22 protein-coding genes are annotated in these 19,640 nt (G+C 65.4%); all 22 read left to right on the top strand.

Annotation, left to right across the window (positions count from 1 at the left end; genetic code table 11):
* Positions 1-91 precede the first annotated feature (91 nt).
* The 22 genes from LG388_RS20665 (at position 92) to LG388_RS20770 (ending at position 19,586) form a co-directional block, all read left to right on the top strand.
* A complete protein-coding gene (locus tag LG388_RS20665) occupies positions 92-874 on the top strand; it encodes a PFL_4669 family integrating conjugative element protein (RefSeq protein ID WP_017640399.1) in 783 nt (260 codons plus the stop codon).
* Positions 871-1,398 carry a DUF3158 family protein gene (locus LG388_RS20670; protein ID WP_026083766.1) on the top strand — a complete coding sequence of 176 codons (528 nt, stop codon included), beginning with the start codon at positions 871-873 and terminating at the stop codon, positions 1,396-1,398. The genes LG388_RS20665 and LG388_RS20670 overlap by 4 nt, the downstream gene beginning before the upstream one ends.
* Before the next feature lie 73 nt (positions 1,399-1,471).
* On the top strand, positions 1,472-1,924 hold the full coding sequence (locus tag LG388_RS20675; RefSeq protein ID WP_017640401.1) for a single-stranded DNA-binding protein: 453 nt from the start codon (positions 1,472-1,474) through the stop codon (positions 1,922-1,924).
* Positions 1,925-2,197: 273 nt separating this feature from the next.
* Positions 2,198-4,210 carry a DNA topoisomerase III gene (locus LG388_RS20680; RefSeq protein ID WP_058130698.1) on the top strand — a complete coding sequence of 671 codons (2,013 nt, stop codon included), beginning with the start codon at positions 2,198-2,200 and terminating at the stop codon, positions 4,208-4,210.
* 537 nt (positions 4,211-4,747) lie between these two features.
* A complete protein-coding gene (locus LG388_RS20685) occupies positions 4,748-6,358 on the top strand; it encodes a DNA cytosine methyltransferase (protein WP_225784551.1) in 1,611 nt (536 codons plus the stop codon).
* Between the two features lie 243 nt (positions 6,359-6,601).
* Positions 6,602-7,159 (top strand): hypothetical protein, encoded by a 558-nt coding sequence (locus LG388_RS20690; RefSeq protein WP_225784552.1) that lies wholly within the window; start codon positions 6,602-6,604, stop codon positions 7,157-7,159.
* A 332-nt stretch (positions 7,160-7,491) separates the two neighbouring features.
* On the top strand, positions 7,492-7,704 hold the full coding sequence (locus tag LG388_RS20695; RefSeq protein WP_017640405.1) for a hypothetical protein: 213 nt from the start codon (positions 7,492-7,494) through the stop codon (positions 7,702-7,704).
* 21 nt (positions 7,705-7,725) lie between these two features.
* A complete protein-coding gene (locus LG388_RS20700) occupies positions 7,726-8,118 on the top strand; it encodes a hypothetical protein (protein ID WP_003821065.1) in 393 nt (130 codons plus the stop codon).
* A 143-nt stretch (positions 8,119-8,261) separates the two neighbouring features.
* A complete protein-coding gene (locus tag LG388_RS20705; RefSeq protein ID WP_003821066.1) occupies positions 8,262-8,948 on the top strand; it encodes a hypothetical protein in 687 nt (228 codons plus the stop codon).
* 80 nt (positions 8,949-9,028) lie between these two features.
* Positions 9,029-9,766 carry a hypothetical protein gene (locus tag LG388_RS20710; RefSeq protein ID WP_003821067.1) on the top strand — a complete coding sequence of 246 codons (738 nt, stop codon included), beginning with the start codon at positions 9,029-9,031 and terminating at the stop codon, positions 9,764-9,766.
* A 94-nt stretch (positions 9,767-9,860) separates the two neighbouring features.
* Positions 9,861-10,139 carry a hypothetical protein gene (locus LG388_RS20715; RefSeq protein ID WP_003821068.1) on the top strand — a complete coding sequence of 93 codons (279 nt, stop codon included), beginning with the start codon at positions 9,861-9,863 and terminating at the stop codon, positions 10,137-10,139.
* A 284-nt stretch (positions 10,140-10,423) separates the two neighbouring features.
* Entirely contained in the window at positions 10,424-11,227 is an 804-nt protein-coding gene (locus LG388_RS20720) for a hypothetical protein (protein WP_003821069.1), read from the top strand.
* 78 nt (positions 11,228-11,305) lie between these two features.
* Complete coding sequence (locus tag LG388_RS20725) at positions 11,306-11,659, top strand: DUF3085 domain-containing protein (RefSeq protein WP_003821070.1); 354 nt, start codon at positions 11,306-11,308, stop codon at positions 11,657-11,659.
* A gap of 361 nt (positions 11,660-12,020) precedes the next feature.
* Positions 12,021-12,938: a DUF3577 domain-containing protein gene (locus LG388_RS20730; RefSeq protein WP_031692692.1), complete on the top strand. Its 918-nt coding sequence runs from the start codon at positions 12,021-12,023 to the stop codon at positions 12,936-12,938.
* Between the two features lie 57 nt (positions 12,939-12,995).
* Positions 12,996-13,685, top strand: coding sequence for a DUF3275 family protein (locus LG388_RS20735; RefSeq protein WP_003821074.1), 690 nt, complete (start codon positions 12,996-12,998; stop codon positions 13,683-13,685).
* Positions 13,686-13,779: 94 nt separating this feature from the next.
* Positions 13,780-14,103, top strand: coding sequence for a hypothetical protein (locus LG388_RS20740; protein WP_003821078.1), 324 nt, complete (start codon positions 13,780-13,782; stop codon positions 14,101-14,103).
* A 100-nt stretch (positions 14,104-14,203) separates the two neighbouring features.
* Positions 14,204-14,611 carry a hypothetical protein gene (locus tag LG388_RS20745; RefSeq protein ID WP_003821084.1) on the top strand — a complete coding sequence of 136 codons (408 nt, stop codon included), beginning with the start codon at positions 14,204-14,206 and terminating at the stop codon, positions 14,609-14,611.
* Positions 14,612-14,627: 16 nt separating this feature from the next.
* A complete protein-coding gene (locus tag LG388_RS20750) occupies positions 14,628-14,888 on the top strand; it encodes a hypothetical protein (protein WP_003821086.1) in 261 nt (86 codons plus the stop codon).
* 76 nt (positions 14,889-14,964) lie between these two features.
* Positions 14,965-15,615: a hypothetical protein gene (locus LG388_RS20755; RefSeq protein WP_003821087.1), complete on the top strand. Its 651-nt coding sequence runs from the start codon at positions 14,965-14,967 to the stop codon at positions 15,613-15,615.
* A 40-nt stretch (positions 15,616-15,655) separates the two neighbouring features.
* On the top strand, positions 15,656-16,789 hold the full coding sequence (locus LG388_RS20760; RefSeq protein WP_255632234.1) for a DUF6094 domain-containing protein: 1,134 nt from the start codon (positions 15,656-15,658) through the stop codon (positions 16,787-16,789).
* Between the two features lie 103 nt (positions 16,790-16,892).
* On the top strand, positions 16,893-17,204 hold the full coding sequence (locus LG388_RS20765) for a hypothetical protein (RefSeq protein WP_003821089.1): 312 nt from the start codon (positions 16,893-16,895) through the stop codon (positions 17,202-17,204).
* A gap of 102 nt (positions 17,205-17,306) precedes the next feature.
* Positions 17,307-19,586 carry a helicase-related protein gene (locus tag LG388_RS20770; protein WP_021205692.1) on the top strand — a complete coding sequence of 760 codons (2,280 nt, stop codon included), beginning with the start codon at positions 17,307-17,309 and terminating at the stop codon, positions 19,584-19,586.
* Positions 19,587-19,640 lie beyond the last annotated feature (54 nt).

Raw genomic sequence — 19,640 nt, forward strand, 5'->3', positions numbered from 1 at the left:
AACCGGGGACGGGCGGGTTTCGGTTTGTTGACTGACTGCCTTCCGCTACCTGCCGAAGCTGTCCGCTCTTTTCCAACAACGAGCGGACACCATGGCAACCACCAACGAACCCCTGCAACTGAATCTCGGCTCCTTGCGCAGCGCGATGTCGCTGACGCTGCACACGCACCACGCCTCGCGCATCTGGCACGGCCGCGCCGCCGCCGAAGGGCGACCGGGCATCGTCGGCCTGAACGGCTACATCGCCCAGATGAACAAGATGCGGCGCGGCTCGGAGCAGGACGACCCGTACAGCGACTTCTGGATGCTCCGCATCGAGGACAAGCTCGACCAGACCAAGGCCACGCTGCAATCGCTGCGCGAACAGGTGGACCAGGCCCTGGCGAGCGTGCCGCCGGCACTCACCCTGGGCGAAAATCTCAACGTCCAGCCGGTCAAGCTGCCGCTGTTCGTCAATGCGCAGCTCGGCTTTGCCGCCGTGTACCTGCTCGCCGACTACGACGATATCGCCCGCAAGCTGATCCTCGCGCACCACACCGCGCTGATCGATCGCTCGACGCTCGAACGCTGGCTCAACGAAGGCGCGCATGCACTGCGCAGCCTGTTCTCGTTGGCCCAGCAGTACCGCTATTCGGGCTGCACCCGCGACGACTTCGCGGAGAAGAACGCAGCAGCACGCGCGGCGCTGGAGAAGTTCGGCGAGCTGCCGCAGGACGTGCTGGAAGGCACGCGCCGCTCGAAGTTCGCGCCGCCCATCGTGCGCCGTGGCCTGCAGCAGCGCGGTGAGGCTCCTGCCGCAGCCGATGCCCCCACCGACGAGGCCACCACCACCGAGGCACCCGAGACCACTGCGGGCGAGGACGCGCAGGCATGAGCGACCCGAACTGCGACACCCGCTACTTCCGTCCGCTGCAACAGACCGCCTTCATGCGGCTGGAACACGCCGCCTCTCTAAAAGGCCTTTTAAAGCCCTTTAAAGGTAAAGGGGACTTGGAGGCCTGGGCCAGCCAGTGCTTCGCCATGCGCGACGAGTTGATTGGCTTGGCGCAGCGACAGGTGCTGCCACAGGCCGCCGGGCATCCCTTCCACCTGCTGCCCATCGAACTGGCCCTGCAGACCACTGGCGCAGGCACGGCGTTTTTGCGCTGGCGCAAGCACGACAGGTCGGCCATGGGCGTGGCCCTGTGGCAGGAGCTGATGGCCAGCACCAGCACGCCGGTCAACCTGCTGGCAGACCTGCACGCGATCGAGCTTCAGCGCATCACGCTGAACATGCAGATCAGCCTGTTGCACACCTTGGGCAGGCAGGCGCAGGAGTGCGCCAGCAAGGCGGCCGAGGCGGAAGGCGCCTACCTGCGCCGGCTCAAGTCCATTCCCGCCGCCATGCGCGATCGGTGATTGCGCCAGGTATCCCAGCACGCGCCCGACGCCGACCAGGTGCGGGTATTTCAACCACCACGGAGATCACACCATGAGCACGCATTTTTCTGGCGAGGGCAACATCGGCTCGCCACCGGAGTACCGCGAATTCCCCAACGGCAACGACGAGCCGCGGCGCTTATTGCGGCTGAACGTTTATTTCGACAACCCCGTCCCCACCAAGGGCGGCGACTTCGAGGACCGCGGCGGTTTCTGGGCGCCGGTGGAAATCTGGCACCGCGACGCCGCGCACTGGAAGGACCTGTACCAGAAAGGCATGCGCGTGCTGGTCGTCGGCCGCATGGAGCGCGAACCCTGGACGGACAACGAGGATCAGCCGCGCGAGACCTGGCAGATCAACGCGCGCAGCGTCGGCATCCTGCCGTTCCGCATCGAGTCCGTGACCCTCAGCCCCAGGCAGCAGGAGACCGCACAGGACGTGCAGCCGAAACCCCAGCCCGCCCAGGAACCGACCGCGCCGAAGGAGCCGAAGCGCAGGAAGTGACCCGACATGGGGCGGCGGCGGTTGTCCGTCGCCCCATGCCCTCGCGAGCTATCCCCAGGGGATAGCTCCATCAACGTCCACCAACTTCCACGCGCCCCCGAAAATCGCGACTCCCGGCCCACGTACCCCCGGCCGCACGCTACTCCCCTCCCAGCCATCCCACCCCGTGAAAGTGGTCGCCACCGCATGCGGCTTGTTTGCTGCTGCCCCTGGTGGCGCTCGGCATCCTCGATTCCAGCAACTCCATGAACCACGGAATTCGGATGGACGGACATGCGGCTGTTTTTGTGCGAGAAGCCCTCCCAGGGCAAGGACATAGGCCGGATTCTCGGCGCGACGCAGCGCGGTGAAGGCTGTCTCAGCGGCTCCGGCGTCACCGTCACCTGGTGCATCGGCCATCTCGTGGAAGCGGCAACCCCCGAGGTCTATGACGCGGCCCTCAAGCGCTGGTCGCTGGAGCAGTTGCCCATCATTCCCCAGCAATGGCGGGTCGAGGTCAAACCGAAGACTGCCACGCAATTCAAGGTCGTCAAGGCGCTTCTGGCAAAGGCGACCCATCTGGTCATCGCCACCGATGCCGACCGCGAGGGCGAGCTGATCGCCCGCGAGATCATCGACCTGTGCGGCTACCGCGGTTCCATTGAACGCCTGTGGCTGTCCGCGCTCAACGATGCGTCCATCCGCACCGCGCTCGGCAAGCTGCGGCCATCGTCCGACACGCTGCCGATGTACTACTCGGCGCTGGCGCGCTCACGCGCCGACTGGCTGGTGGGCATGAACCTCAGCCGGTTGTTCACCGTGCTCGGGCGGCAGGCGGGCTATGACGGCGTGCTCTCGGTCGGGCGCGTCCAGACGCCGACGCTCAAGCTCGTCGTGGACCGCGACCGCGAGATCGCGGCCTTCAAGTCGGTGCCGTTCTGGGCCATCGACGTGTCCCTGTCCGCGGGCGGTCAGGCTTTCAGCGCGCAGTGGGTTCCGCCCGATGGCTGCACCGACGACGCCGGCCGCTGCTTGCACCAGCCCATCGCCCAGCAGGCCGCGCAGCAGATCCGCGCCGCAGGTGCTGCCCAGGTGGTGTCGGTCGAAACCGAGCGCGTGCGCGAAGGCCCGCCGCTGCTGTTCGACCTGGGAACGCTCCAGGAGGTTTGTTCCAAGCAGCTTGGGCTGGATGTTCAAGAGACGCTGGAGATCGCCCAGGCCCTGTACGAGACCCACAAGGCCACGACGTACCCGCGTTCGGATTCCGGTTACCTGCCCGAAAGCATGTTCGCCGAGGTGCCCACGGTTCTCGACAGTCTGCTCAAGACCGATCCTTCGCTGCGCCCGATCATGGACCAGCTCGACCGCTCCCAGCGCTCGCGCGCCTGGAACGACGGCAAAGTGACGGCGCACCACGGCATCATTCCCACCTTGGAACCCGCGAACCTCTCGGCCATGAGCGAGAAGGAACTGGCGGTGTACCGGCTGATCCGCGCGCACTACCTGGCGCAGTTCCTCCCTCACCACGAGTTCGACCGCACGATCGCCGAGCTGTCCTGCGGCCAGCAGAAGCTGGTGGCCACCGGAAAGCAGGTGGCCGCCCAGGGTTGGCGCCTGGTGCTGGCCGAGCCGCAAGCGGACGAGGACAGGGAAACCACCGCGCGCAGCCAGGTACTCCCCGCGCTGCGCCAGGGCATGGCGTGCCAGGTGGCCGAGGCCGAGATCAAGGCGCTCAAGACGATGCCGCCCAAGCCCTACACGCAAGGCGAACTGGTCAAATCCATGAAGGGGGTCGCCAAGCTGGTGACAGACCCGCGCCTGAAGCAGAAGCTCAAGGATACGGTCGGCATCGGCACCGAGGCGACACGGGCCAACATCATCAGCGGGCTGATCACCCGCGGCTACATCGTGAAGAAGGGGCGCTCCATTCGCGCATCGGATGCGGCGTTCACCTTAATCGATGCCGTACCCGCGGCGATTGCCGACCCCGGAACCACCGCCGTGTGGGAACAGGCGCTCGACATGATCGAGGCCGGACAACTCACCCTGGACGTGTTCATCGGCAAGCAGGCCGCATGGATTTCGCAACTGATCGCGCAGTACGGCAGCACCTCGCTGTCCATCAAGGTTCCCCAGGGGCCTGCTTGTCCGCAGTGCGGCGCACCGACGCGCCAACGCACCGGCAAGACCGGCCCCTTCTGGTCGTGCAGTCGCTACCCCGACTGCAAAGGCACGCTGCCGGTCGAAACCGGCGCGTCCAAGCGCGGTGCCTCGCGCCCGCGCAGTAGCGGCCGCAAAGGCTCTTGACCGACCCCGTTTCCCGAGAGCCGTGCCCGCCATCGGCGGCGTGGCCAATGTCCCGCACGCCCTGCGGGATGCCCAGCGCGCAACGCCTTCTCTTGTCCGTGTGCGCGTCCCGCCCAGCCGTACCCGGCTGCGGGACCTGAAGGTAGCTTCTCCGCGAACCATGCTCGGGGTTTCCCGGCGCCTTCTGTTGATCTGCATTTTTCCGCCCCTGCGAAGGGTCCCCCGATGGCTTGCCAGGCTGCGAGCCACCCGGAGACCCTTCACGGTCAGCGGTATTCGATGCCGTGCCCAACGGCGAAAAACTGGGCTCCTTTTGTGCGCGGATGTGCGCCAGAAGATACCGGCGCCAACCACGACATGCGCCGGGTGCGATTGCTGACAGCAGACGGTTCTAGCGACGACCGGGCCTGCCAATCAGCCCACGGGTGGTTCTGTCCTCCCGAGCCGAAGGCCGCTGGGCCTTCGGCGCCTTTCTCCTGCCGATCAACGTCCCGGCCCGGCCAAACGGTCCAGGGCCACACGAACAGGAGACACGCCATGAACCCGCAACCTCGCACCCCACGCGGTGCGCCCCAGCCCGCGCCACTGCTGTACGGCAGCGTGTGCAGCGGCATCGAGGCCGTGAGCCTCGCCTGGCAACCCCTCGGCCTCGAAGCCGCATGGTTTGCCGAGATCGAGCCGTTCCCGAGCGCCGTGCTCGCCCACCGTTACCCCCGCGTGCCCAATTTGGGCGGCATGACCGCGATCGCCCGCCAGGTGCGTGCCGGCACCGTGCCGGCGCCCGACATCCTGGTCGGCGGCACGCCGTGCCAGTCGTTCAGCGTTGCAGGTAGCCGCCGCGGGCTGGATGACCCGCGCGGAGCCCTTTCCCTTGCCTATGTGGAGCTTGCAAATGCCATCGACCAAACCCGCCATCAAGACCGCCGCCCGGCGGCAACGCTCGTCTGGGAAAACGTCCCAGGCGTCCTCAACGACCGCAGCAATGCCTTCGGGCATTTCCTGGGCGCATTGGCCGGAGAAAGCCGTGCGCTCCAGCCGCCAGGGGAAAAATGGGCGCACGCTGGTTGTGTGTCTGGACCCCGCCGCCGCATCGCCTGGCGCGTGCTCGACGCTCAATATTTCGGCGTCGCCCAACGCCGCAAGCGCGTGTTTCTTGTGGCAAGTGGTGGAGATGACCTCGATCCCGCAGAAGTACTTTTTGAGCGCGCAGGCCTGCTCGGGGATTCTTGTGCGGGCCGCGCGCCGTGGCAAGAAGTTGCCAGCGCTGCTGGACCGGGTACTGAATCAGCAGGCGCAGGCCTCGCAGGATTCGCAGGACTGAAGCAGTTCTACGGCAAGGTCACGACGACGTTCGGATTCAGCGGCGGCATTGGCCCCGTCGATGTGGCGGCATGCCTCATAGCCGCTGGCCCTAAGCACGACATTCGCACCGAGACGTTCATGGTGCAGTCGGTCGCTGGCAGCATCGCCCACACCCTCGACACCGCCAACAACGGCAAGGGCAGCAGCGAGGATGGCACCGGCAAGGGAGTTCCGATCATCGCCTTCACCGCTCAGGGCAGCGGCGCCGATGCCACGCTCGACCTGACGCCGACGCTGCGCGCTGGCGGCCACCGCAACAGCCATGCGAACGCGGGTGTCGTGCCCGCGATTGCCTTCGCGCAGAACAATCGCGGTGAAGTGCGCTTCGAGTCAGGTCATGGCCAGGTCGCTTGCACCGTCCTGTCCAACGGCAAGCCGGGCTACGGGGTGCCGATGGTGGCCTGCGTGTCCCTGCGCGGCCGGGAGCAGGGTCTTGCCGCCGAGTTGGGCGGCAACGTATCGGCCGCCCTGCGCACCAGCGGCGGGGGCGCGGACAAGCCCCATGTGCTGACCCCCGACTTCGAGGCGCATTTCCGCTACGACTGGAACGACCCCGGCCCCGGCGACTGGTCGCATTGGCGCGTGCGGCGGCTGATGCCCGTGGAGTGCGAGCGGCTGCAAGGCATGCCCGACGACTACACGCTGATCCCGTACCGCGGCAAGCCCGCTGCAGATGCTCCGCGCTACAAGGCGATCGGCAACTCCATGGCCGTCCCGTGCATGGCGTGGCTGGGCCAGCGCCTGGTGCAGTACCTGCACAAGACGGGCTCGACCGCTTCGGATTGATCGGCGACGCAGCCTGCGGGCCACTCCATTCTCCCTCTTGCATTGCCGATGGTTCGGCAACAGCCCGTAGCCAGGGTGTCAAGGCTGCCGCGGGTTTCACCCACGCCACCCGCCAGTTCGCCTCGGCATCTCACCGGCGAACGCTGCCCACTGGGCATCGATGCCTCATTTCTCCAACCCACGGGATGGCCGCCACGTCCCGTCAGGAGCATGTCGCCACCCGGTCGATCTCAGGACTTCCCCATGGACAACATCACCAAGCAAGACCGCATTACGCTGAAGAACCTCAAGGTGGCCGACTTCGCCAGCGAGGAAACACTGTGCTTCAACGCAACCGTCGTGTTCGACGGTACTCCCATCGCCGAGGCCCGCAACGACGGCCACGGCGGCTCGACGTTCCTGCGCGCGCTCAATGGCAAGGCGGCGCTGCTGGCTCAGGCCGAAACCTTCGCCAAGGGACTGCCGCCTGCGCCGCTCGACCTCGGCCAGGAGGGTGAAGACCCTCACTACATCGACATGACGCTCGACTTCCTGGTCGATGAACTGGCCGATGCCATGCACGCAGAACGCAAGGTGCGAGCCGCGTTCAACCGCGACATCGGCAACAAGGTGCTGTTCATCAAGGACGGCAAACTGCTGTTCATCAAAGGCATCAAGCTCAAGGCCATCGCCGACCGCAAGGCGTACTTCGCTTCGCTGCGCGCCAGGCAGGCCCAGCCCATCGTCATCCTCGCCGAGCTTTCGCCCGAGCAGGCATTTGACCTGTGGAAGCAGCATGTCCTGGGCGACAAGCCCGACTGACCCAGCGCCACCGCACCCTCCTGACAGCCCTGCACTCGTGCAGGGCTTTTTCTTTCTCCGAGCCCAGCAATCGGGGCTGGACCGGATGCCGTTTTCCAACTGACGCGGCACGGCCCGCGCACGAAGCTGCCCGCATGTTCGCTGATTCCGGTCAGCACATGCCAGCAGCCAGGGTTCCAGGCTGCCGCGGGTCTCTCCCGCGTTGCCCACCAGTCCGCATCGCATCAGGTCTGCGGACGCGCGTCCCCGTGACGTCGATGCTTTTTATCCACCGCGTGCGGGAGCTGCCATCCCGTGAGGGACAAGGCCCCGCTTTTCCAAGGAGCCCGTCCATGTCCCAGCAAGCCTCTTTTGGCGAATTAGCCTCGACCTACTGCGGCAAGTTCCTGCCGCTCGAAGTCCTGCAAAGCGCCGCCGGTCACTACATCGGCACGCGCGATACCGAAGGCCCTGTTTCGCGGGAATCCCGCGAGTACTTCCGCAGCTATGCCGCGGCTCAACGTGCCCTCGAAAGAGGCGGCTGGTCCCAGCTCGCCATTCCCTGATCCAACTGGAGGAATCACGTCATGAACCAGCTACTGCCCCGGGAAGTTGTCGATCAGATCATGCGGGAAGAACAGCATTTCGCTGCCGCGCCCCAAGCCTTCTTCGAGGCCTGGAAGCGCGGTGTCGAGATCGCTGGCCCCGAATGGTTCGGTGACGGCACCCGTGAAGGTCTGAACCAGGCCAAGAGCAAGTGGGATCTGCGTCCCAACATGCTGCGGCTCAACGACGCCCTCGGCGTCCTGAGCAGCGGCGAACGCATGTTCCTGTCTGCCATGGTCAGCTTCTACAACGCGCGTGAGGGCGGTGCCATGCTCAAGCGCTGCCACTTCCACGGGCTGTCGGACTTCGACGGTCTCGACCTGCAACGCCGCAAGGTCATCGCCGACCTGCTCGTGAACTACAACGGTTGGTGAGCCGGTCTCCGGCACACCACTGTCTTTCGTTCCCCCCGAGAGGGACATGCGCCCAAAAGGCCATGTCCCTCAATTTCTTCTCCATCACCCTGCGGATGCCATCGTCCGCATGGGCTGGCTCCGCTTTCTCGAAAGGAGCCACCATGGCGAACAACTACTACGAAGGCACGGGCGTTCTCGTGCTGGAGCGTGTCACCCCCGTCATCAAGGCGCTGTTCGGCGCCTTCGCGCTGAACGAAGGCCATCCCGGCAACGGGCAGGCCTACATCGCCCAGATCGCCGAGACCAATGATCCGCGCTGGACGGATGTGCTGGACGGCCTGGAAGACCTGGCCGCACAACTCGGCATCCCCATGCCCGACGACGAAGAGTTGTCGATTCCACCTCTGCTCGAACGGCTGGCCGCGCACTTCGGTGCCGAGCAGGACGCGGAGCTGGAGAACCTGATCGAGCACCACAAGTTCGAGGACAGCGCCGACCTGGAAGCCTTGCTTCTGATCGCTTCCTGCTTCGATGACGGCCATCGCCTGACCGCCATCCAGTTCGAAGGCTGCTGGCATTGCAGCAGGCCGAGGCTGTTCGAGTTCGGCGGCAACGGCTGCTACCTGAGCCGCGAGGTCCAGGTCTTCAGAACGTCCTCGCAGGCGCTCCAACTCGGCGACCAACTGCGCAAGACGATCCTGTCCGCCGACATCGAAGAGGCCTCGGCATTGATCGCGCTGGAGGCCGCCAACCTGCTCGCAGGCATCAACGACGAGCAGTTCCGCCTGAATGTGCGCCGTCGCGTCGCCGACCGACTGGCCCAGATGCCAACGATCAGCGCCGCCTGACGCATTTTCCATTTTCAACCCACCGGGTCCAATTCCCGGTGGCGGGAATTGGCTCCATTATTCAATCTGGAGAGTTCCCAATGTCCCAGAAACCCAATCCCTTTCACCGTGGCTACTGGAATCTGAAAATCGTCCGCACGCTGTGCATCAGCTACGAGGACGGAAGCCCGCATGTCTGGCGCAACATCCACGCGAGCCAGCAACACCTCTCCGACGAGGAACTGGTTTCATCGTCCTGCATCGTCGCCAACGATTTCGCCGTGGTCAGCGATGGCCGCGAAGCCGTGAACGCCGAGGTACTGGCCGAATGCGATGCCGGTGAAGGCGTCAGCGGCGAAGGTGTGATCGGTGCCGTGGTCTATGCCATCCATGGCGAGGACTTCGACGGCCGCCCAGTCCACGTCGGTGACGCCTATTCGGCCGAGGCCGCGCGGGAAGCGATGCAGCGCCTGAGTTTCGAGACCGGCTACTACAGCCGGTGCTGGGAAATCAGCCGTGAGCACATCACGGTCGATAGCTGGCACTACCTCGCCGGCCTGGCGGACATCGCCACGCCGGAGGCCATGTTGTTCATCGCCTTCCGTGTGCCGTACAGCCCGGCGATCGGCGTCAAGCTGATTTCCACGCCCTGGACGGACCAGAACCTGGAGCACGCCGAGGGCATCACCGCCGAGCAGCTTCGACAGGAGCACCGGAACAAGGGCATGCCGGACGACCTGGCGAACATCCTTGAACTGGCTGGCCAGGCCGATGTGCGCATCCTCATCCTCGATGCAGACGCACCCGCGTTGCTGGGCCTGCCGCTGGCCGAGGGCTAGCAGCCGCGCGACACGCGGGTCTTCCTCTTTGTCCCCTCATGCCAGCCCGTCTCCCCCAAGAGTCGGGCTGGTCCATTTTCATAGGAGCAACCTCATGTTCCCCAACCTCATTTCGCGCGCACCGGACTTCGAGCACCAGCTCGGAGCCTGCGTCAACGCCATGAGCCAGGACGACGCCATCGGCCAGATCCTGGTATTCGAGCGCACGCACGGCACGCTGCACATGCGCCATATCGCCGGCGCCGACTTGGTGGACACCGACATTGACGACTACGAGATGGTCGTCTTCGACGGTGGCAACACCGGCGGCGACACGTGGAAGCATGTGTTCTTCCCGCGTCAGCGCGAACACTACTTCGTGTACCAAGCCTGATCCAACCAGCCCCTTTCGAGGGGCCTTTTTCTTGTCCCCAGCGCGGGAAACCGGGTGCGGCGCAGTGCCGTTTCATGCGGGCGGGTAGCCCGGCCCAGGGCCATCCTTGCCCCCATGTTCGTCGGCGTTGCCGACACATGCCCAGGCAGCCGAGACCTTCGAGGCTGCAAGCACGGGAAACCGCGCTGGTTGTTTCTTCCTACGGACGCACCGCGTCCATCCACCCACAAGGGACCTCTCCCTTGCGGGCGGGGAATCCCTTGTTCTTCCTCAAGGAGATTCCCATGGACCGTTCCCTCATCAAATCCATGATGCCTTCGCTTGTCGCAGGCCATGTGCCCCGCAACGTGCGGTCGTTCAAGTATCGCGTGTTCGATGATCAGCCGCAGTCCTCGACGCTGGGCTTCGCCATCGACCCCCAGCCCTTCGACGGCAAGGTGGTCGCGGCCAGCGACGACGCCATCGTCGTCAAGCTCAAGCCCAGCGAGTTCGCGGTGCTCGACCCCCACCTGGTGACCACCCTTCCCAGCGAAGGCGCCAAGGTGCATGTCCAACCGTATGCCCGCCGCCGCTTCGACGGCCTGCGCGCGGACACCCCGGAAGTAATCACCGAGAAGACCGCGGACGGTGTTCCCTACACCATCACCAGGCACATCCTCGGCTCCGCGCCTGCCAAGCTGCCCATCCCCGAGCCGCAGTGCATGGAACTGGGACAGCTCATCCAGCAGTTGGAGGAAATGCCGGCTCCCGATGGGTTCCGGCGCATCACCCACATGCTGGTCGATGCGGGTGCCCGCGACTTCACCTGGGTCGATCCGAAGCCGTCCAAGATCATCGAGACACCCCCGGCGATCAGCTTCTCGGTTTCGACCTCGAAGTTCGAGGGCCAGGTGACGATCCTCTACGACCGCGGCGGCGACACCTACGCGGTGGAACTGAGCCGCGACGGCGAACTGGTCGATCGGCACGACGAGGTGTATTTCGACATGCTCGGTGAAGTGCTGGAGCGGCTTATCGACGACGGGCACTGGCGTCTGATCGACGTGAGCGTCATCGACGCCAAGGCAACCAAGCGGCGCTACGGCTGACCGCAGCCTACCGGCGACTTGCCCCCATAGGCCTTCCATCCATTCGGGTGGAGGGCCTTTTTCTTCAGGAGATCAACCATGTCACTGCGATTCAAAGGTTCCGACCTGCGCCCCGTGCTGGCCGAGGCCGTTGCCAACCAATGCCGCGTCGTCCTCGCCAAGGACCAGGGCGTGTACTTCCTCGCCGAGCAGGGAGAGCGCCGTCCCGATGGCCGCGTGAAGCTGCTGGCCTATGCCGTCGGCTGCAACCCGGATACCGACCCGTTTGACGGCTGGTGGGAACTGGCGCGTGCCGAGCTGGGTGGCGACGACTTCGGCGAGTTCTTCGATCCGAAGGAAGGCGTCTTCGCCCGCATCCTGCGCGGCATGGACGATCTGATGCTATCCGCCACCACGACGCACCTGTCGCTGGAGGTGGTGCCATCGATGTAGTGCGAATACCACTGTCCCCTCACGGCCCCCTTCATGGGGGCTTCTTTTTTTGCGGCGCTGGCGGCATGGACAAAGGGAAGCGTCCGGATGCCGATTGATTACTGCCGCGCGCGCGAAGCCCGTCCATGCTGCCCCCATGCCTGCTGACGTTGTCAGCGACATGCCAGGCAACCATCGGTCTTCGAGGTTGCCGCGCAGTTTCCACTGCGTGACCGAGCCAGCTCGCACCGCATCCATCCGCGAGCGGCCACCAGTCCTGGTGGCGGATGCTTTCGCCTTATCAACCCACCGCGGGGTTACGCACCTTTCCCCGCATGCGTGGGGCCGGTGTGTCTCCGCTTCATCCCAATGGAGATTCACCATGAGCACCACGTCCAACGAGAAATCGTATTTCGACCTCCACACCTCGGGCATCGGCTACATCCAGCGTGTCCGCGAGGTTCCCGTCCGGGGCGGCCGCCGTGCGCAGCCCTTCCTGGCATGCACCATCGCCGCGCTGGTCGGCTCCGCCAAGGACCCCAGCTACCGCTACTTCGACGTCAAGGTCTCGGGTGCCGAGGCCAAGAAACTGGTCGAGCGCTACATCGGCGTTGACGATCCCAAGCAGCGGCCGCTGGTGCGCTTCCGCCTCGGCGACCTCTGGGGCGATGCGTACATCCGCGACAAGGGTGAGCACAAGGGCCAGGCCGCCGCGTCTCTGAAGGCGCGACTGCTGAAGGCCGAGCCGCTTGACCGGGCCGAACTGGCTTCGATCAAGCTGCACGAGCTGATCACCCGCGGCATCGGCTACCTCAGCCGCCCGAAGGACGTCTCCCCCAAGGATGGCGATCCGTTCCTGTCGTGCTGCGTCGCGGCGCTGGCCGGACCTGTCGGTGAACCGGAATATCGGTACTTCGACACCATCGTCGCCACCCCTGAAGCCGAGCACCTGGTTCGCCGGTGCGTGCAGGCCATCGAAGGGGACCGCAAGGTGCTGATCGCCTTCCGTCTGAACGACATGAAGATCGATCCGTACATCCGCACCAAGGGCGAGCGCGCCGGGGAACCGGGAGCGAGCCTGGAATCGACGCTGGTCCACATCGGTCTCATCAAGATCGACGGCACCCAGGTCTATCCGACGAGCCAGGCGCAAGCCGAGGCGCCGCAAGCCGAGGACGCACCCGCGCCCGAAGCCGAGGTTGCCGCCGACACCGCTGCCGACCAGCCTGTCGAGCCCGCCGTGCGCGAGCCCGCAGGTGAAGTCGAGGAGCAGGAGCCGGCATTGGCTGCTTCGTTCTGATCCGGCATGGCCCCTCACGGGGCCTTGCCTTTTTCCTATTCCCCAAGGAGAACCATCATGGCAGTCACATCGGCGCCCGACCAATCGGGTTCGCCCATCACCGTCCCAGGCCAACTCACGCTGCGCACGATCCGCGGAAGAAACGGCCCTTTCAACGTCGGCCGACTTGTCACCCCCATCGGCAAGTTCGCGGTGAAGGATGCGGAGCTGGAGCAGTACCCCGAAGGCAAGTACGACGGGGAGTTCGTCATCCGCTACATCTTCCCGAAGTCCTATCCCGTCGGCGACGGCATGCGGTTCGAGATCCGTGCCAACCTGGACGGGATGACGCTCAACGGCATCGACAAACTGAGCCGTGACGAGGCACGCAGCTTCACCACCCAGGAAGTCGATCCGCTCGATGAAGAACTGGGCGCGCAGCCTGCGTCAACGCCGGCCAAGCCCGCCAAGGCATCCAGACCCGCCAAGCCCGCATCCGTGCAGGCGTCCGCGGACCCGCTGATCGATACCACGCCTTTTGGTGTGGATGCCCCGCCGCCCGCTGCGGCTGCTGCCCCCGGCAGCACCGAAGATGGCGACGCCGCGCTGTTCGGGCTGCTCTGGCCGCTGGGAGAGTCCGTGAAACTGGATTCGACCATCGACCGCCGCACCCTGCGCGCGCAGATCGCCCGCCTGGGTGAACTGGGCTACGCGCTGGACTTCAAGACGCAGGAGTGGAGCCGCCAGGCCGAACTGCAACCTGCGTGATCGCAGACGCCGCATCCGCGGTGTTCTTGATCCATCCGCCGGGGTTCCTTCCCCATGCGGGGGAGGCTCCGACTTTCTTCTGGAGGTCTCCATCATGTCCACCATCGCTTGCGATGCACCTCATTGCACGCTGGACGAACCCGCGTGGCGCGCTGTCTGCAAGACGGCCGCCGAGCACGCCCAGCGTGGTTGCGGCCTGTCCTGGGATCACTGGGTCACGCTTTTCAGTTCGGAGATCGACGCGCAAGCCAGTCGGTTGCCGGAAACCCAGCGGGCTCAGGCCCTGGAAATCGCGACCCAGGAATGGGACTACGCAACCCCTGCCGAACGGCAGGAAACGCAGGAGTGGAACGCTGCGAACGGCTACTGCTCCCATGGCATCGAACTGGGCTACTGCCCAGCCGGTTGCGGCTCCTAGTCCGCACCGGACTCCATCGCCGCACGCGCGGCATTCCATCACCCGCTGGGGGCTCTCCCCCACGGGGAGGCCTCCGGCTCGATTCTTCAGGAGGCCTTTCATGGGCTGGTATTTCTCCCCCCAATCGCGGTCTGAACTGATCGCGGAACTGATCGCACCGCAAGAGACCGAGCGCGCCAGCGTCAAGGTCATCGCCCACGCGCTGCGCGGCAACGTCCTGTGGTCCGTCACGGAAGTGACGGCCAAGGTCGAAGGCGTGCATCGTCATCTGGCGCCAGGCCAATCCCTGCGCTACATCCGCTGCGATCTTCTCGAACGCAGCGGCGACCAGTGGGGCTACAAGCCACTGGACGAGTCCATGCACCCGTACTACTACACGTGCCCGCTGTCCTATCTGGACCTCGCACCAGAGCAGTCCGCCGACTGGCGTGCAGGCGTTCGCGCCTACCACGCGCGGCGGCGCACACCCACGGCACCTGCGGCACCCACCGCAGCGCTGATGGCCTGAGCCAGGAGGAACCGACATGGACCCGATCCTGGCTGCGCTTCCGCCCTCGCTGTTGAAGCTCGTTGAAGGGAGTTTGTCCAACGACGAAGTTTCTTCCGACGAGGAAATGCTGGAGTACTTCATCAGCAACGGCCTCACCGAGGCACAGGCACGGCAGGCACTGACCCACCGCGACCAGTACCTCAACAACATCTACCTGGAGGGCTTCACGCCAATCACTTCGGTAGATGAGGCGCTTCACTTCAACCCGCACACCCGGCAGTTCGAGCCGGACTGAGCGGCTTTCTTCCACCCCCTGGGGCAGTACTTGCCCCAGCGGGCGGTGCTGTTCCCGTTCATCCGAGGACACCACCATGCCCGAAAACACTTCTTCCACCACGCTGTATCGCATCGACGAATGCTCCGACGTGATGGCCGATGCTTGCGTCGGCGATGACCAGGGCAATCTGATCTTCCTGTCGATCTGGGCGCGCGACACCGCCGTCCAGCAGTTCCTCGCTCGTCTGACCCTCGGGCGCGACGAACAGGGCCTGGACCAGTTCCACGTCATCACCGACCAGGGCGGCAGCGTCCCGGTGTTCGTCAGCAACGTCGATCGTCTGGAAAAGCGCATGACCCGCGCCTACCGGCGAACGCTGTTCGGTTCGCTGTCCAACGTGTGGCTGTTCGACCGCCGCTGCGTCAAGCCCGACAAGGCCAACGCCAGCGCACTGGCATTGCTGCCCAAGGGCAGCGCCCACCGGCTTGACCGCCTGTGGATGCTGGTGCGGGACACCTGCCCACTGCCGCTGCTCGACCACTGGCGCGAAACCGTGCTGGAGCTGCTACAGACCCGCGAGATGCTGGCCCGTCTTCCGTTCGCCCTCGGGTCGCTGGAAGGCCATCGGCTCGCCATCGACGTGCCGGCGCTGACCCTGGCGCTGGGCTCCCTGATCCGCAGTGACGTGCTCACCGCCTATCCGTATCCGGCCAAGATTTGGACGCCGGAAGCGGTAGCGGCTTGACCCGCCCGCGAGAGCACGCCAAGGCGTGCTTTCGCACTTCATCCCCGCCAACCAGGAGACTTCCATGGCCCTCATGTTCCCGCGGCTCGCCCGCAATTTCTCCAAGAACGGGTACTACCCGACCGACGAACCCACGCTCGAAAGAGCCCTCAACGCACTGATGCCCAGCGATGGCCCGATGTGCATCCTCGATCCCTGCGCCGGCGAAGGCGTGGCGATCGCCGAAGCCGCTCATGCTCTCGGGCGCGAGCAAGCCAAGGCGTTCGCCGTCGAGTTCGACGCGGAGCGGGCACGCCATGCCCGCGGCCTGGTCGATCATTGCCTGCACGCGGACCTGATGGACACGATGATCTCAAAGCAGTCGTTCGGGCTGCTCTGGCTCAACCCACCGTATGGCGATCTGTCCAAGGACGTCAACGGCAACATCGGCTATCAGGGCCAGGGCCGTGCCCGCTTCGAGAAGCTCTTCTATCAGCGCAGCCTCTCGCTATTGCAGTATGGCGGCGTGCTGGTCTTCATCGTCCCTGGCTACGTGCTCGACGCCGAGCTGGTCGGCTGGCTGACACGCCACTACACGGACCTACGCATCTACCGAGCGGTGGAAACGCAGTTCAAGCAGGTGGTGATCTTCGGCCGCAGGGTGCGCCAGCGCGAGCTGGCACCCGATGGTCTCAAGGCCGTGCGCAATCTGCTGCTGCAGATCGGGCTTGGTGAAGTCGAAGCCGAGGAACTGCCGAGCGAATGGCCGTTCCTGCCGTACATCGTCCCCGCCAGTCCGGCCGAGCCGGAGCATTTCTTCCGCGTGACGATGGAGCCAGAGCAGTTCGCCGATGAAGTCGGCCGGCTGCAAGGCCTCTGGCCGTCGCAGGACACGCACCTGGGGGCCGCGCAGCAGTCGCTGCGTCCACCGGCGCGTGCCTTGTCCCACTGGCATCTCGCCCTGGCTCTGGCCGCGGGCGCGATCTCGGGGGTTGTGCGCTCCAAGACCGGGCGCGTGCTCGTCGTCAAAGGTGACACCCACAAGGACAAGACGCTCCAGCGGGAATTCACCGAACGCGAAGACGGCTCCATCGCCGAGACCCGCATCCTCACCGACAAGTTCGTGCCCGTCATCCGCGCGTGGGACATGACGCCCGGCTCCGCCACGCGGGGCGAGGTGTTGACCATCCGCTGATCGCTTCTCTACCGCTGACGGTCACCGTCGGCTTCCTCCACCCACCGGGGTCCAGTCGCCCCGAGGGGGCGCCGTGGCCCCTTCATCTTCAAGGAGCCTTTCCATGGCAGCCCAAGCACTTCCCATCGGCCAAGCATCGAGCCGGCGCTTCTTCCCTGGCGAGACCGTCGTGACCTGTGGCGTTGACGCCCTGGTCCAGCAGGGCCGGCTCAACCCGGTGCCGTATCTGCACCGCCACCTCAATGGCGACTGGGGCGACCTCGACGACTACGACAAGCGGCAGAACGATGCCGCGCTGGAGTCCGGCGAGGACCGCCTTTTCTCTTCCTACCAGGTCGCACCCGGCCTGCAGCTTTGGATTATCACCGAATGGGATCGCAGCGTGACCACGCTGCTACTGCCCAGCGAGTACTGATCTCTCCCAGACGACGGCCGCCTGCCGTCTCTTCATCCCACCACGGGGCATGCCATCGCCCCGCGGGGGTGGTGCATGCCCCATTTTCTTTGGAGCATCACCATGTCCCTCGATCTCGAAACCACTGCCGCTGAAGCCGCGCCCGTACAGGGCGAACTGCTCGATGCGGAATCTTCCCCTCTGACCCTGAGCCTTCAGGATTTCGTCGGCGAGTTCGGCGACGAACTGCTCGACGCCCTCAACAGCGCGAACCCGCCGGTCTATAACGGCCAGCCGCAGGCGCACCGGCAACTCGTCGTCGCCAGCCTCAAGCGCAAGCTGTTTCCGGCCCAGGCCGAAGTCGTCCACGCCGCCGCCGAGCTGCTGATCGACCGTGGCGAACGCGCCGCGATCGTCAATGGCGAAATGGGCTGCGGCAAGACGACCGTCGGCATCGCCACGGCCGCCGTGCTCAACGCCGAAGGCTATCGCCGCACCCTGGTTCTTTCGCCGCCGCACCTTGTTTACAAGTGGCGGCGCGAGATCCAGGAGACGGTGGCAGGCGCCAAGGTGTGGGTGCTCAACGGGCCGGACACGCTCATCAAGCTCATCAAGCTGCGCGAGCAGTTGAATGTCCAGCCCACGGGCCAGGAGTTCTTCGTCTTGGGCCGGGTCAGGATGCGGATGGGGTTCCACTGGAAGCCCGTCTTCACCCAGCGGCGCACCCGTCACGGCAACGTGGCGGCGTGCCCGGACTGCGGCACGGTCATCACCGACCTCGACGGCGAGCCGGTCAATCCGGTCGCGCTCCAAGCCGAGGAATACCGCAGGAAGTGCAGCCATTGCGCCGCCCCCCTGTGGACGCTGATCCGCCCGCGCAGCCTGTCCGGCAGCGACCAGTCCTCGGCCGTGCTGAAAGCCCTCAAGCGCATCCCGACGATCGGGGAAGTCACCGCGCAGAAGCTGATGCAGAAGTTCGGCGAAGGCTTCCTCGCGTCGATGCTGGGCGACAACATCCATGAGTTCATCAACCTCATGGACGGCAACGGCGAACTGGTCTTCTCTGACCGCCAGGCGCATCGCATGGAAAGAGCGATGGCGAACATGGAGTTCGGCTTCGGCGAAGGCGGCTACCAGCCGTCCGAGTTCATCAAGCGCTACCTGCCTCAAGGCACGTTCGACCTGTGCATCGCGGACGAGGCCCACGAGTACAAGAACGGTGGCAGTGCCCAGGGCCAGGCCATGGGCGTGCTGGCGGCGAAGGCTCGCAAGACCTTGCTGCTGACAGGCACGCTGATGGGCGGCTACGGGGACGACCTGTTCTACCTGCTGTTCCGAGCCCTGCCTGGGCGGATGATCGAAGACGGCTACCGCCCGACCACGAGCGGCAGCATGACCTCGGCGGCCATGGCGTTCATGAGGGACCACGGGGTCCTCAAGGACATCTACTCCGAAAGCACCGGCACGGCGCACAAGACGGCCAGGGGCACCAAGGTATCGGTGCGCACGGTCAAGGCTCCCGGCTTCGGGCCGAAAGGGGTCTTGCGGTGCATCCTGCCGTTCACGATCTTCCTCAAGCTCAAGGACATCGGCGGCAACGTCCTGCCGCCGTATGACGAGGAGTTCCGTGAAGTCGCAATGGACACGGCGCAAGCCGCGGCCTACCGCGACCTGGCGGGTCGGCTGACCGCGGAGCTGAAACAGGCTCTGGCGCGACGCGATACGACGCTGCTGGGTGTGGTGCTCAACGTGCTGCTGGCCTGGCCGGACTGCTGCTTCCGGTCGGAAACCGTGGTGCATCCGCGCACGCGCAACACCTTGGCGTTCGTCCCGGCTCAGTTCAACGAGTTTGAGGTGACGCCGAAAGAGCGCGAGCTGATCGACATCTGCAAAGAAGAGAAGGCGCAGGGCCGCAAGGTCCTGGCCTACACGGTCTATACCGGCACGCGCGACACCACGTCGCGCTTGAAGGTGCTGCTGGAGCAGGAAGGTTTTCGGGTGGCGGTGCTGCGCGCAAGCGTGGACGCCAGCCGCCGCGAGGACTGGATCGCCGAGCAACTGGACCGTGGCATCGACGTGCTCATCACCAACCCCGAGCTGGTCAAGACGGGCTTGGACCTGTTGGACTTCCCGACGATCGTTTTCATGCAGTCGGGCTACAACGTGTACTCGCTCCAGCAGGCGGCACGCCGCTCCTGGCGCATCGGACAGAAACAGCCGGTGCGCGTGATCTACCTCGGCTACGCCGGTTCCTCGCAGATGACCTGCCTGGAGCTGATGGCCAAGAAGATCATGGTCTCGCAGTCCACCTCGGGCGACGTGCCCGAATCGGGCCTGGATGTGCTCAACCAGGACGGTGATTCCGTCGAGGTCGCGCTGGCCCGGCAACTGGTCGCCGCCTGATCCCCACGCCAACGCCGGCCTCGCGCCGCCGGCTTTCCATTGTTCCCACCTTGC

It is taken from the genome of Xenophilus sp. Marseille-Q4582 (assembly GCF_916700565.1).
GTDB lineage: Bacteria > Pseudomonadota > Gammaproteobacteria > Burkholderiales > Burkholderiaceae_C > Xenophilus.